At 73.1% G+C, this 13,965-nt stretch carries 9 protein-coding genes; 5 read left to right on the top strand and 4 right to left on the bottom strand.

Annotated elements, in window-relative coordinates:
- Positions 1–424 (bottom strand): histidine kinase (locus GPA10_RS27545; RefSeq protein ID WP_484600350.1); only part of this gene is annotated, 424 nt, incomplete at its 3' end.
- 163 nt (positions 425–587) lie between these two features.
- Entirely contained in the window at positions 588–1,523 is a 936-nt protein-coding gene (locus tag GPA10_RS27540; RefSeq protein WP_157167825.1) for an NAD(P)-dependent oxidoreductase, read from the bottom strand.
- A 175-nt stretch (positions 1,524–1,698) separates the two neighbouring features.
- Between GPA10_RS27540 and GPA10_RS41835 the strand changes: the two genes are divergently transcribed.
- From GPA10_RS41835 to GPA10_RS27525, 3 genes are all read left to right on the top strand, one after another.
- Positions 1,699–5,601 (top strand): AfsR/SARP family transcriptional regulator, encoded by a 3,903-nt coding sequence (locus tag GPA10_RS41835; RefSeq protein WP_246259842.1) that lies wholly within the window; start codon positions 1,699–1,701, stop codon positions 5,599–5,601.
- A gap of 551 nt (positions 5,602–6,152) precedes the next feature.
- Positions 6,153–6,602, top strand: coding sequence for a subtilase-type protease inhibitor (locus tag GPA10_RS27530; protein ID WP_343041381.1), 450 nt, complete (start codon positions 6,153–6,155; stop codon positions 6,600–6,602).
- Positions 6,603–6,846: 244 nt separating this feature from the next.
- Positions 6,847–7,389 carry a GNAT family N-acetyltransferase gene (locus GPA10_RS27525; protein WP_157167824.1) on the top strand — a complete coding sequence of 181 codons (543 nt, stop codon included), beginning with the start codon at positions 6,847–6,849 and terminating at the stop codon, positions 7,387–7,389.
- Positions 7,390–7,460: 71 nt separating this feature from the next.
- On the opposite strand, the gene GPA10_RS27520 is transcribed toward GPA10_RS27525, so the two are convergent.
- Positions 7,461–8,336 (bottom strand): TauD/TfdA dioxygenase family protein, encoded by an 876-nt coding sequence (locus GPA10_RS27520; RefSeq protein ID WP_425505823.1) that lies wholly within the window; start codon positions 8,334–8,336, stop codon positions 7,461–7,463.
- 405 nt (positions 8,337–8,741) lie between these two features.
- Between GPA10_RS27520 and lpdA the strand changes: the two genes are divergently transcribed.
- Positions 8,742–10,145 carry a dihydrolipoyl dehydrogenase gene (gene lpdA, locus GPA10_RS27515; RefSeq protein ID WP_157167822.1) on the top strand — a complete coding sequence of 468 codons (1,404 nt, stop codon included), beginning with the start codon at positions 8,742–8,744 and terminating at the stop codon, positions 10,143–10,145.
- A gap of 289 nt (positions 10,146–10,434) precedes the next feature.
- The gene (locus GPA10_RS27510) at positions 10,435–12,609 is read left to right on the top strand and encodes an MMPL family transporter (RefSeq protein ID WP_157167865.1); all 2,175 of its coding nucleotides are present in this window, start codon (positions 10,435–10,437) and stop codon (positions 12,607–12,609) included.
- On the opposite strand, the gene GPA10_RS27505 is transcribed toward GPA10_RS27510, so the two are convergent.
- Entirely contained in the window at positions 12,606–13,958 is a 1,353-nt protein-coding gene (locus GPA10_RS27505; RefSeq protein WP_157167821.1) for an MFS transporter, read from the bottom strand. The two genes, GPA10_RS27510 and GPA10_RS27505, sit on opposite strands and share 4 nt — an antisense overlap.
- Positions 13,959–13,965: the final 7 nt, after the last annotated feature.

Below are 13,965 nucleotides of genomic sequence, written 5' to 3'. Positions count from 1 at the left end.
GCACCCCCGTGATCGACTCGACCACGTCCCCCAGCGACTCCAGATGCTGGATGTTCACCGTCGATATGACATCGACACCCGCTTCGAGCAGCTCCTCGACGTCCTGCCAGCGCTTGGCGTTGCGCGAGCCCGGCACGTTCGTGTGCGCCAGCTCGTCCACCACGGCGACGGCCGGGGCGCGTTGCAGCACGGCGTCCACGTCCATCTCCGTGAAGACCGCGCCCCGGTACGTCAGCTCCCTGCGCGGCACCGGTTCGACGCCGTGCAGCAGCACTTCCGTACGGGGGCGGTCGTGGTGCTCCACGAAGGCCACGACGCAGTCGGTACCGCGCTCGGTACGGCGGTGCGCCTCGGACAGCATCGCGTACGTCTTGCCGACGCCCGGTGCCGCCCCCAGATAGATCCGAAGCCTGCCGCGTGCCATGTGTCTCGTCTCTGCGCTCGGGACCGATGGATGCCTCCACCAATCAAAGGGGCTCAGAATGCCAGACACCAGTGGGCCGGGGGTCGGCGGTGCCCGGGGCCGACCACCATGCGTCTCCCGTCCGCCGTCTGCCGTCCACCGCCTCGCGGCTACCGGCTACCGGCTACCGCAGGGACTCGATCGTGCGGGCCAGGCTCTCGGCGCCGTGGCCCGCGGACACCTGCTGCTCGAACAGGGCGTGCAGCGGGGTGAGCAGTTCCACACCGACGCCCTGCGCCCGGGTGGCGGCGAGGATGTTGGCGAGGCCCACCGCGTTGATGTCCAGGTTGGACGTCTGCGTGCGGTAGTCCCCGGCGTCGATCTCGGCGGCGAAGGCGGGCAGCGCGGCGATCGCCTCCTGCAGCCAGCGCACCAGGAGCTCGGTGACCCGCGCCGCCCCGATTCCCGCGGACCCGCTGACGGCCACCGTCTGGAAGAAGCCCGCGAACATCCCGTACATGCCGCTGAGCAGCGCCACGTCGTGGACGGCCGCGAGCCCCGCGTCGGTGCCGACGAACTCCGCCGTGCCGAGGGGCTCCAGGAGCGCCCGGTGGCGGCCGAACGCCTTCTCGTCGCCGCTGTAGAGGACGAAGGCCTCCGGTGTGCCGATCGTCTGCGGGATGGCGTACACCGCGCCGTCCACGTACGCGGCACCGCTGTCGGTGATCCAGGCGCCGAGCTCGCGGGCGGGGTCCGGGATGCCGGAGGTGACGTTCACGACGACGCGGCCCGCGAGGTCACCGGCGGCGGGCGTGAGCAGATCGCGGACGGTGGTGTAGTCGAGTACGCAGATGACGACGAGGTCGCTCGCCCGGATGGCGTCGGCCGGGGTGGCCGCGCGTGTGGCACCCCGCGCGACCAGGTCGTCCGCCTTGTCCTGCGAGCGGTTCCAGACGGTGACCGCGTGTCCCTGGTCGAGGAAGGTACGGGCCAGGACCTGGCCGAGGTTGCCGAGCCCGATGACGGTGACGGCGGTGGGCCCGGAGGTGGACTCGGGGACGGAACCGGGAGTGGATTCGGGAGTGGGTCCGGGGGTGGATTCGGGCGTGGTGACGCTCATGGGAACGGCCTCCGGTGGAGTGGTGCCGGGCGGTGTGCCCGGCGTGTGGTCCCCACCGTGCGGGCGGGGGCTGCCGGTTCCCTGTCGATCGACTGCCGGTCGGCTGCCGGGCGGGCAGGCGGCTGCCGGGCCGCTGCCGGGCGGGGCGCTCACCTGGCGGGATATCGTCACCGGCATGCGATTCGGGGTGCTCGGTCCGCTGGCTGTGTGGACGTCGGACGGTACGGAGGTCGCCGTCCCCGGTGCCAAGGTCCGTGCCCTCCTCGCCCACTTGCTGGTGCACCCGGGCCGTCCGGTGTCGGCGGACCGCCTGATCGACGGCCTGTGGGGCGAGCGGCTGCCCGAGCATCCCGCGAACGCGCTGCAAGGCAAGGTGTCACAGCTGCGCCGGGTGCTGGAGCGGGCCGAGCCGGGCGGGCGGTCCCTGGTCGGGTCGGGGCCCGCCGGGTACGCGCTGCGCGTCACGGCGGACGCTGTCGACACCGGGCGGTTCGCGCTGCTGCTTGGGCGGGCGCGGGCCCTGGACAGGACGCGGACCCTGGACGGGACGCGGGCCGCCCGCGGGCCGCGGGACACGGAGGCGGCGGTCGCGCGGGGGCGGCTCCTCGGTGAGGCGCTCGCCCTGTGGCGCGGCGACGCGTTCGCGGACTTCGCCGGCGACGCCTTCGCACGCGGCGCGATCGACCGCCTGGAGGAGGAGCGGCTAACCGCCCGGGAGGAACAGGCCGAGGCCCGCCTGGAGTCCGGCGAGCACGGTCCGCTCGCCGCGGACCTCGCGGACCTGGTCGCGCGCCACCCCCTGCGGGAGCGGCTGCGTGCCGCACAGCTGCGGGCCCTGTACCGCTCGGGCCGGCAGACGGAGGCCCTCGCCGCGTACGAGGACCTGCGCCGCCGGCTGGCCGACGACCTGGGGCTCGTACCCGGCCCCGAACTCCTGGCGCTGCACGGCGCGATCCTGCGCCAGGACCCAGAGCTGACCCCACCGCCCGCGCCGCAGGTGCCTGCGCGGCCGGTGCCCGGGGCGCATGCGCTCGGGGACCGCGTACCCGGGGACCACACGCCCGGGGCCCAGACGCCGGAGCCCCGCACGCCCGGAGCCCAGACGCCGGACGCCCGCACGCCCGAGGCCCGCATACCCGGGGCCCCCGCACCCGAGGCCCGCACGCTGGAAGCCCGAACCCCCGAGTCCCGCACCTCGGAGCCCCGCACGCCCACGGCGGCACCCCGCACCACCAACCTCCCCGCCCCCGTCGCCCCGCTCCTCGGCCGGGACGACGCGGTGCCGGGGGTGCGCGGGCTCCTGGGCGCCACCCGTCTGGTGACGCTCACCGGGCCCGGCGGCGTGGGCAAGACGCGGCTGGCGGCCGCGGCGGCGCGCGAGGTCGCCGACGCGTTCCCCGACGGGGTCTGGCTCGTCGAACTCGCCACGCTGGACGCGGCGTCCGGCCAGGGACCGGACACGGTGGCGGAGGCGGTGGCGCGGGTGCTCGGCCTGCACGAGGAGCCCGGCGCCCCGGTGGCGGCCGTCGGGCTCCTCACGCAGGCGCTGCGCGGGCGGCGGCTGCTGCTCGTGCTCGACAACTGCGAGCACGTGGTCGACGCGGTGGCCGCGGCGGTGGACGTGCTGCTGGGCGGGGTGCCGGGCCTCACGGTCCTCGCCACCAGCCAGGAACCGCTCGACGTGAGCGGTGAGCGGGTGTGGGCGGTGCCGCCGCTGGAACTGGCGAGCGCCATGGAGCTGTTCCGGCAGCGGGCCGGGCTCGGCTCCGGCGCCGCCCTCGGCGCGGACGACGCGGAGGCGGTCGCCGAGCTGTGCGTACGGCTCGACGGGCTGCCGCTGGCGCTGGAACTCGCGGCGGCACGGGTGCGCACGCTGGGCGTGCACGGGCTCCTGGCCCGCCTGGACGACCGGTTCGCGCTGCTCGCCCGCGGGTTCCGCGGGGCACCGGCACGGCAGCGCACACTGCGCGCGGTCATCGACTGGAGCTGGTCGCTGCTCACGGCGCCCGAACGCGCCCTGCTGCGCAGGCTCGCTGTGCCGGACGGCTGGACGCTCGACGCCGCGCGGGCCGTCGGCGCGGGCGGCGACGTACGCGACACCGAAGTGCTCGACCTCCTCTCCCGCTTGGTGGACCGCTCCCTGGTGGTGGCCTCCGACCGGCCGGAGGGGCCGCGGTACCGGGTCCTGGAGTCGGTCAGGGAGTACGGCGCCGAACAGCTCCGCGCGGCGGGCGAGTTCGCGGACGTACGGGAGCGGCACAGCGTCCACTACGCCGAACTGGCCGCGCGGGCGGGCCGGTCGCTGCACGGCCCCGGGCAGCGCGCGTGGCTGGATCGCCTCGACGAGGAATCCGCCAATCTGCGCCGCGCCCTGCACACCGCGCTCACCCACGGTGCCACCGGCCGCGCCCTGACCATGGTCAACGCGCTCTCCTGGTACTGGGTCCTGCGGGGACGCACGGCGGAGGCACGCCGCTCCCTGGACGCGGCCCTGCACGCGCCCGCGGACGCTACTTCCTCCCGGGAGACCGCCACTGCACGGGCCCTCGCCCTCGCCTGGCGAACCGGCATCGCCCTGCGCGAGGGCAGCGAGACCACCGACGCGGGGGTGGACGCGTACGCCGACCCTTGCGTCGGTACGGGGGCGGGCGTGGGCCCCGGCGGGGACGACGCCGGGGTGGGTGGTGGTTCGGCGGACGACGGCGGTGGGGCGGGCCGTGGGTCCGCGAGCAACGGCGACGCGCTGGGCAGCGGCCCCGCGGACCACGGCAACGCGGCGAGCAGCAACCCCGCAGACCACGGCAACGCGGCGAGCAGCAACCCCGCAGACCACGGCAACGCGGCGAGCAGCAACCCCGCAGACCACGGCAACGCGGCGAGCAGCAACCCCGCAGACCACGGCAACGCGGCAGGCAGCAGCCCGCCGGGCGACGGCCACGGCGTGGGCCACGTGGGCGGCAGCGGCGGAAGCGACGGGACCCTGCTGGGCGGCGAGGTGGGGCACGGCGGCGACGAGGCCGCCCGCCTCATGCGGGCCGCGCTCGCCGCCCACCGCGAGCTCGACGACCCCGCGGCCCGCGCCACCGCCCTGTGGATCCTCGGCTCGGCGCAGATGGGCGCGGGCGCCGTACGCGCGGGAGAGCGTCTGGTGGACGCGGCGCTCGGCGGGTTCGAGGTGCTCGGCGACGCCTGGGGCACCGCCGCCGCCCTCAGTGTGCGGGCGCGGCACGCCCTCGCGCACGGCGACCTGGACGCGGCCCGCCGCGACAGCGAGCGCAGCGCGCGGATCTTCGCTGAACTCGGCGACGAGTGGGGGCAGTTGCAGACCGTCTTCCCGCTGGCCACGCTCAGCGAGATCGCGGGCGACTACGCCGACGCCGAGCGCCTGCACCGTGCGGGACTGGCCATCGCGGAGCGCCTCGGCCTGTGGACGGAGGCCTCCAAGCGACTGTCGGGACTTGGCCGGATCGCGCTGCTCACCGGGGGCTTCGAGGAGGCCCGCAGCGCGCACGGGCGGGCGCTGCGGCTGGCGCGCGACCACGGCTTCCGCTCCGGTGAGCTGGACGCGCTGATCGGCCTCGGCCTCGGCGCCCGCCGCGAGGGCGACCTCGCGGGCGCCGAGAACCACATGCGTGCGCTGCTGACCCGGTTCCGCCGGGCCGACTACGGCCCCGGGATCACGCTCACCCTCGCCGAGCTGGGCTTCGTCGCGGAGGCGCGCGGCGACGCGGCGACGGCCCGCGCGCTGCACGCGGAGGGCTTCGACGTCGCCGCCGGCCTGGGCGACGCACGGGCGCAGGCCCTGGCCCTGGAGGGGCTCGCGGGGGCGGAGGCCGCCGCCGGGGAGCACCGCGCGGCCGCCGCCCTGCTCGGCGCGGCCGCCGCGGCCCGCGCCTCCGTGGGCGCGCCGCTCCCCGCGGGCGAACGGCACGACGTCGACCGCGTGTCGGCGTCCGCACGCGCCCGCCTCGGCGACCGTACGTACACGATCGCGTTCGAGGAGGGCGGCCGGCTGCGGCCGGAGGCCGCCCGGCACCTCGCGCCCCGACCCTCTCCCGCCCCGGCCGCCGCCCCGTGAACCGGCCCACCCGGCCCCACCCGACCTCGGCCACCCCCGCCTGACGCCGCTCGACCGCGCCCGACCTCGGCCGCACCCGGACCCACCTGGCCACCCCCGCCATAGGCGGCTCGACCCCGCCTGACCTCGGGTGACCCCGCCCAGCCCCCAACAGCCACAGCTGTCTCACCCGCCGCATATCCCGCCCTCTCACACGGGGTCAACCACCGGTTTCCGGTCGAACGCCACGCCGATCAGAATTACCAACCGCTCATTTTCGCAGGTCAGATAGTTGTTCGGCGTTATACCACCGCCGCCTGTCCACATTCTGGACGCCCCTCGTGAGCCACCCCCGACCGCTCTGAGCTGCCCGAACGACCTTTCGACGCGCCCTCAGCGGACGCGTCCATCCGGAAATCGACCATTCGCTTGCCGCTCACTCAGCGCACTTGCAAGACTCCCCACCGCAACCACAGCTGGGGCACGCAACCCTCAGGAAACTCCCGGCATAGCCAAAAGAAACACAAGAAGCACCAAGGTTCCGCAACCACCCGCAACGAAGGAGCGTCAAAGTGCGTCACCTCCTGAAGACCGTGAGCACGGCCGCCGCCGTGGCCGCCGGTGTCCTGGCCGCCTCGGCGGTCTCGACGGGCGCGGCCGGTGCGGCGACCCCGGGACCGGCGAGCCTGTACGCGCCGTCGGACCTGGTGCTCACCGTCGGCCAGGGCGAGGACGCCGCCACGGCCACGGTGCAGCGCGCGGTCACCCTCAGCTGCGCGCTCAAGGCCTCCGGCACCCACCCGGCGCCGAGCGCCGCGTGCGCCGAACTCAACTCCGTGGAGGCTCGGTTCGACAAGCTCGTCGACGCGTCGTCGACGGTCATGTGCACCAAGGAGTGGAATCCGGTGGTGGTCTCCGCCGCCGGCGTCTGGAAGGGCAAGCACGTCGCCTGGACCACGACCTTCGGCAACCCGTGCGAGATGAGGGCGGGTCTCGCGAACACCGCCCTGTTGAACTTCTGACGGAGCTTCCGTCGCCGGACGGCTTCTGACGGTCCATCCGTCACCGGACGGCTCCTGGCGGTACATCCGGTAGGGGCACGATTCCGAAGGATCCGCCGTTCTGCCCATGGACACCTCGGCCACCCTTTCGTGGGGGGAGGGCGCCGAGGCACGCGGCCCCCGATGTCCCGAGCATCGGGGGCCGCACAATGCGCGGTGGCCGCCGGGCGCGGAGCGACCTCTACGCCTGCACGATGATGGTGGCATGAGCAGCACACGCCACCCCGTCGTGGCCGAACCGATCACCACCGCCCGCCTGACACTGGAGCCGCTGCGCGTGGCGCACGCCGAGGAGATGGCGGTGGTGCTCGGCGACCCGGCCCTGCACACGTTCATCGGGGGCGCCCCTGACGACGTGACCGCCCTGCGGGCCCGCTACACGCGCATGGTCGCGGGGGCGCCCGACCCCGGGGTCTCCTGGTGCAACTGGGTCCTGCGCAGGTCCGCCGACGGCCGTCTCGCGGGCACCGTGCAGGCGACCGTGCGGCCCGGTGGCCCCGGTACGCGCGGGGACGGAGCCGAGATCGCCTGGATGGTGGGCACGCCGTGGCAGGGCCAGGGCCTCGCGACCGAGGCGGCCCGGGGCCTCGTGGAGTGGCTGCGCGGGCGCCCGGAGGTGACCCATCTTCTGGCGCACATCCGTCCCGACCACGCCGCGTCCGCCGCCGTGGCCCGCGCCGCCGGGCTCGCGCCCACGGACGAGCGGCACGAGGGTGAGGTCAGATGGCGACTCGCACTGAGCAGCTGAGCATCGGGAGCATCTGAGTACCTGAGCAGCGGGAGCATCTGATACCTGAGCAGCCGGGAAGAGCTGGAGGGCTAGAAGGGCCGGTCCCCCGCGATGGCCACCCGCTCCGCCACCCTCCGGTGCGGCGCGTAGTCGTCGACGGCGTAGTGCTGCGTGGCCCGGTTGTCCCAGAACGCGATGTCACCGGCCTCCCAGCGCCACCGCACCTGGTACTCGGGCACATGGGCCTGGCGCACCAGGTACCCGAGCAGCCGGTCGCTCTCGGCTCGGTCCATGCCGACGATGTGCGTGGTGAAGGACGTGTTCACGAACAGCGTCCGGCGCCCGGTCTCCGGGTGCGTGCGCACGACCGGGTGCTCCACGGGCGGGAACGCGTCCTGGAGCGGGACGAGTTGCTCGGGGCCGTAGAAGCGGGCGAAGCCGGGGATGAAGTCGTGCACGGCGCTCGCACCGTCGACGCGCGCCTTGACGCCGTCCGGGAGGTTGTCGTACGCGGCGGCCATGTCCGCCCACATCGTGTCGCCGCCGACGGGCGGGACCTCGCGGAGCTGGAGCACGGCGCCGAGCGCGGGCCGTTCGCGGAAGGTGACGTCGGCGTGCCACACGTTCTCGAAGGTGGGCGCCGCGGTGCCGCCCTTCTCGAAGCGGGCGACGTCCTCGGCGGCGCCGCGCGCGAGCAGCGGATTGGTCTCCAACTCGCCCCAGGCGCGGGCGAAGGCGCGCTGCTCGTCGGAGGTGAGGTGGGCGCTGCGGAAGAACAGCACCTTCCACTCCAGGAGGGCGCGGTGCAGTTCCTCGCGCAGCGCGGGGGCGAGCGGCCGCGACAGGTCGGCGCCGCGGATCTCGGCGCCGATGATCCGCCCCTGGGGCACCACGTCGATGTGCTCGTAGCGGCGCTCGGGGGTGCCCTCGGGGAGCCTGCGCAGGGTGCGGCGGCCCTCGTACATGCCGTCGGCGGGCACCGTGGCCTCGCGCAGGGCCGTCGGGGCGTGGGAAACGGGTACCGCGGTCATGGGGATCGTCCTTCGGAGTCGGGCGTACGGTTCACGAGCGAGCGCCCCGAGGCGTGTCCCGTCAGCGCGCGGAAGCGCTGCGGACCCTTGCTCGGAAGGCTCGTGCGGGCACGGGGATGCGGTGCCGCGTCAACAGCCCGACCGCTCGCACCCGCGGCGCCACGGGACGTTGACACGTCCGACGGCGGCGCTCAGGTGCTGGATCATGTCGGCCATTGTGGGCGCGGGATCCCCGGAGGTCAACAGGTCTTGTCCGGGGTCGCCCGACGCCGCACCCTCCGGATGACGGATGATCGAGGCATCCGTACCAGGCAGTGCCATGCAGAGAGGACCAACCCCATGGATGAGCGCTTCGACGTCGTCGTGCTCGGAGCAGGCCCCGGCGGTTATGTCGCCGCGATCCGCGCCGCCCAGCTGTGCAAGCGGGTGGCGGTCGTCGAGGAGAAGTACTGGGGCGGGGTCTGCCTCAACGTCGGCTGTATCCCGACGAAGGCGCTGCTGCGCAACGCCGAGCTGGCGCATCTGTTCACGCACGAGGCGAAGACGTACGGCATCAAGGTCGACGGTGAGGTGTCCTTCGACTACGGCGAGGCGTTCCGGCGCAGCCGCACCGTCGCGGACGGTCGCGTCAAGGGCGTCCACTTCCTGATGAAGAAGAACAAGATCACGGAGTTCGACGGCCGCGGCACCTTCCTGGACGCGAACACCCTCCAGGTGGCGAAGTCGGACGGCACGACCACCACGATCGGCTTCGACCACTGCGTCATCGCCACGGGCGCCACGCCCAAGCTGCTTCCGGGCACCCGTCGCAGCGACCGCGTGGTGACGTACGAGGAGCAGATCCTCGCGGACGAGCTGCCGCGCTCGGTCGTGATCGCGGGCGCGGGCGCCATCGGCATCGAGTTCGCGTACGTCCTGCACAACTACGGCGTGAAGGTCACCATCGTCGAGTTCCTGGACCGTGTCGCTCCACTTGAGGACGCGGACGTCTCCAAGGAGCTCGCCAAGCAGTACCGCAAGCTCGGCATCGACGTGCTCACCTCGACCCGGGTGGAGTCCATCGACGAGTCCGGCGAGCAGGTCCGCGTCACCGTCACCGCCAAGGACGGCAAGCAGCAGGTCCTGGAGGCCGACAAGGTCCTCCAGGCCATCGGTTTCGCGCCGAACGTCACCGGCTACGGCCTGGAGGCGACCGGCGTGGCCCTCACCGAGCGCGGCGCGATCGACATCGACGGCCGCTGCCGTACGAACGTGCCGCACATCTACGCCATCGGTGACGTCACGGCGAAGCTGATGCTCGCGCACACCGCCGAGTCCATGGGCGTCGTGGCCGCCGAGACGATCGGGGACGCCGAGACGATGGAGCTCGACTACCCGATGATCCCGCGCGCCACCTACTCGCAGCCGCAGATCGCGAGCTTCGGCTGGACGGAGGCGCAGGCCAGGGAGAAGGGCTTCGACGTCCAGGTCGCCAAGTTCCCGTTCCAGGCGAACGGCAAGGCGCACGGCCTCGGCGACACCGTCGGCTTCGTCAAGATCATCAGTGATGGGACCCACGGCGAGATCATCGGCGCCCATCTGATCGGCCCGGACGTCACCGAGTTGCTGCCCGAGCTCACGCTCGCCCAGCAGTGGGACCTCACGGTGCACGAGGTGGCCCGCAACGTCCACGCCCACCCGACCCTGGGCGAGGCCGTCAAGGAGGCCGTGCACGGCCTGGCCGGACACATGATCAACTTCTGAAGCACGTGCAGGATCACTTTCCGGATCGCCTTCTGAATCACTTTCCGGACCGCTTTCGGGACCGCTTTCGGGACCGCTCTCGGGACCGCTCTCGGGACCGCTCTCGGGACCGCTTTCCGGATCACCCGCTGGATCACCATCTGGCGGCTGGTGGCCCCGCCTCCCCCGGGGAGGCGGGGCCTCCGTCGCCCCTCCCGTGCCGCGGTCCCCCAAGTGGCGCACACGCGTACTCCGGCGGATCCTGGGCAGGATGCGATATGCCTCGGGGGCCGAGGAGAGGCAGCTGCCGATGTTCGCAGGCCTGGGACGGTTCGTGGTCCGCCGCCCGTGGTGGATCATCGTCGCGTGGGTGATCGCCGCGGGAGCCGTGATCTCGCTGGCACCGAAACTCACCTCCAGTTCGGACGAGGCGAGCTTCCTGCCCGGCCACTACGAATCCATCCGCGCGTCGGACCTTCAGGAGCGGGACTTCCCCCAGCAGCGGAACATCGGCGCGATCATCGTCTTCCAGCGCTCCGACGGCGGGAAGATCACCGCCGCCGACTCCGCCGACGTCACCCGCGTCTCCAAGGATCTCGCCGGGCGGGACATCGAGGACGTCCAGGCCGTCGAGCCCGGCCAGGTCTCACCGAACAAGCTCGTGCAGACGGCCGTCGTGGCCATGCCGAAGGTCACCGACCCCGAGGACACCACGCAGCAGGACGCGGTCGAACAGCTCCGCGAGGATCTGGAGCCGCAGCTGGAGGACACCGATCTCAAGGCCGGCATCACGGGCTCCGCGGCGCAGGCCCTGGACGAGAGCGACGCCTCCGAGCGGGCCGGGATCCTCGTCGGCGTCGGCACGATCGTGATCATTGTCGTGCTGCTCTTCGTGATCTTCCGCAGCCCCATCATCGCCCTGCTCCCCGTGGTCCTGATCGGGCTGATCTCGCCCATGGCCACGGGCCTGATCGCCTCCGCGAACAAGGCCTTCGACATGAAGGCCGACTCCTCCATCCAGGAACTGCTCACCGTCGTCCTGTTCGGCGTCGGCACGGACTACATCCTGTTCCTCCTCTTCCGCTACCGGGAGGCGCTGCGCGCGGGCGAGGACGCCAAGGGCGCCATGGTGCACGCGGTCGAGCGCGTCGGCGAGGCCATCACGTCGGCGGCGGGCGCGGTCATCGTCGCCTTCGCCGCCCTGACGCTGTCCTCGCTCGGCATGCTGCGCTCGATGGGCCCCGCCCTGGCCATCGCGGTGTTCCTCACCCTGCTCGCGGGCCTGACCCTGGTGCCCGCCGTGGTGTCGCTGCTCGGTACGAAGGTCTTCTGGCCGTCCAAGTCGTGGCAGCGGGAGCCGCAGGGCACGGGCTTCGCCAAGCTGGGTGCGTCGATCGCCCGCAAGCCCGCCGTGTGGACGGTGGTCTCGGCGCTGTTCATGGGCGCCCTCGCGCTCGGCGCGCTCGGCTACAAGGCCAACTTCGACCTCGCCGGGTCCTCACTGCCCAAGGACAAGGAGTCCATCGTCTGGCAGGACAACCTGGAGAAGGGCTTCCCCGCGGGCTCGACGGACCCGACCTTCGTGTATCTGACGTCGACCGGCGAGGGCCCGCTCGCCGCCGGGCAACCGGCCGCCTTCCGGGAGCGGTTGCAGTCCGTCGAGGGCGTCGGGGAGGTGGCGCCACCGCGGGTCAGCAAGGACGGCACCACCGCCTCGTACTCCGTGGTGCTCGCCGACCCGCCCGCGTCCGACAAGGCCCTCGCGACGGTCGAGGACCGGCTCAGGCCCGCCGCCCACACCGGGGCGCCGACGGGCACGGAGTCCTACGTGGGCGGCACGACCGCCGTGTACGTCGACATCAACAAGGCCGTGGACCGCGACTACTCGGTGGTCTTCCCCGTGGCGGCCCTCGCCATCATGGTGATCCTCGGCCTGCTCCTGCGCAGTCTCGTGGCTCCCTGGTACCTGATGCTTTCGGTGGCGCTCGGCTTCGGCGCGACGCTCGGCGCCACGTCGATCCTGTTCCAGCGGATCGGCAGCCAGCCGGGCCTGATGTTCATGCTGCCCGTGATCATGTACTTGTTCGTGGTCGCGCTCGGCACGGACTACAACATCCTGATGGTCTCCCGGCTGCGCGAGGAGGCCAGGGAGGGCCGGAACCCGCACGACGCCGCGGGCACCGCGGTGCGCCACTCGGGCCCGACGATCGGCTCGGCCGGCGTGATCCTCGCAGGCACGTTCGCCACCCTGATGCTCGCAGGCAACTCCACCCTCTCCCAGATGGGCTTCTCGCTCTCCTTCGGCATCGTGATCGCCGCTTTCGTCATGGCGATGCTGTTCACTCCGGCCCTGACGGCGCTCATCGGGCATGCCGCGTGGTGGCCGGGCCACGGGGACGAGAAGCCCCGTCGCGGCACCGGCCCCACCGGTCCCGCGGGCCCCTCCACCACCGACGACCCTGCCGCCCGGCCGCCCCGGCCCTAGGGCGCCTGCGCCTCCCCTGTTCGGCCCGTCCGCGCGCGGCCCACGCCGGTGAGGGTGCCGCTCAAGGTCACCGCCACCACGCAGACGCCGACGACGAGGCACACGCTCCGTACGCCCCAGGCGGCGACGGCGGCGGTGACGGCTGCCGCGCCGACCGGGCCCAGCGCGTTGTGGATCGTCCAGAACGACGAGGTGACACGGCCGAGGAGATGGGCGGGTGTCACCTCCTGGCGCAGCGACATGGAGTTGATGCCGCCGAGGCCGGTGCAGAACAGCATGCAGGCGGCGAGCGCGGCGAGGAACGGCAGGCTGCCGGTCAGGCCGAGCCCGGCCAGGGCGACCCCCGACAGCGTGTGCGCGCCGATCCAGCTCGGGCCGAAGCCGAGCCGCCCGCGCAGCCGGGCGACCACAAGGGTCGCCGCGAGCGTGCCGAGCGTCCCGGCGGTCAGTACGTACCCCACGACCCCCTCGCCGTGGCCGAGGTCGTGCCGGACGCGGTAGATGAGGACGTCGGTGATGCCGTAGGTGAGGAAGGTGAGCAGACCCAGCAGCAGGGTCAGGGGCCGCAGGACCGGGTGCCGCCACAGGAACCGGGCGCCGGTGAGGAACTCCTTCCGTACGCCGCGGAGTCCGGCATCCGCGGGACTCCGCCCGGCGACCGTGCCCGCCGCGCCAGCCGTGCCCGCCCCGCCTGCCGCGCCCTCCGCTTCGGGCGGGCGTACGGCGCGGATGCGTACGAAGAGGATGCCGACCGCCGACACCGCGAAGGTCCCGGCGTCTATGCCGATGGCGGCGGCCGGTCCGAAGGCGGCGGCGACCAGGCCCGCGAGCATCGGCCCGCCCGCGCTCGCCACGGCGTACGTGCCGTACAGATGGCTGTTGGCCTTCAGGATCTGTCCGGGCGCGACGATGCCGGGCACCACCGTCACATACGTCACCTGGAAGAGCATCGCGAACACCCCGGCCACGGGAACGACCGCGTACACCAGCCAGATCGGCGTCGCGAACAGCCACACCAGCGGGATCATGCCGAAGAGCACACAGCGCGCGATGTCGGTGACAACGAGCAGGCGGCGCCGGTTCACGCGGTCGGCGACGATCCCCGCGAAGAGTCCCGTGACGATCGAGGCGAGACCGGTGAGGCCGGTGACGAGGCCCATCTGCGCCACGGACCCGGTCTGGTGCAGGACGAGCAGCGGGATCGCCACGTGCGAGAAGGAGTCGCCGAGCGCCGAGAGCCCCTGCAGGCCCAGGAAGAGACGGTAGTTGGGGTCGGACAGCGGCGACGGCTGCGCGGCGCCGGGGCCCGCGGTCAGTTTCGTGCGTCGGGACGTGTCACGCCGCGCCATCAGTCTC

It is taken from the genome of Streptomyces typhae (assembly GCF_009755605.1).
In the GTDB taxonomy this organism is placed as follows: domain Bacteria; phylum Actinomycetota; class Actinomycetes; order Streptomycetales; family Streptomycetaceae; genus Streptomyces; species Streptomyces typhae.
The sequence above is the reverse complement of the archived record's forward strand: the minus strand, read 5'-3'. Positions and strand labels throughout refer to the sequence as shown.

Bases quoted from the DNA above. Each gene is read 5' to 3' on its own strand.
- GPA10_RS27505 (WP_157167821.1), bottom strand. From the start codon at position 13,958: ATGGCGCGGCGTGACACGTCCCGACGCACGAAACTGACCGCGGGCCCC.
- GPA10_RS27510 (WP_157167865.1), top strand. From the start codon at position 10,435: ATGTTCGCAGGCCTGGGACGGTTCGTGGTCCGCCGCCCGTGGTGGATC.
- lpdA (WP_157167822.1), top strand. From the start codon at position 8,742: ATGGATGAGCGCTTCGACGTCGTCGTGCTCGGAGCAGGCCCCGGCGGT.
- GPA10_RS27540 (WP_157167825.1), bottom strand. From the start codon at position 1,523: ATGAGCGTCACCACGCCCGAATCCACCCCCGGACCCACTCCCGAATCC.
- GPA10_RS27525 (WP_157167824.1), top strand. From the start codon at position 6,847: ATGAGCAGCACACGCCACCCCGTCGTGGCCGAACCGATCACCACCGCC.
- GPA10_RS27520 (WP_425505823.1), bottom strand. From the start codon at position 8,336: ATGTACGAGGGCCGCCGCACCCTGCGCAGGCTCCCCGAGGGCACCCCC.
- GPA10_RS41835 (WP_246259842.1), top strand. From the start codon at position 1,699: ATGCGATTCGGGGTGCTCGGTCCGCTGGCTGTGTGGACGTCGGACGGT.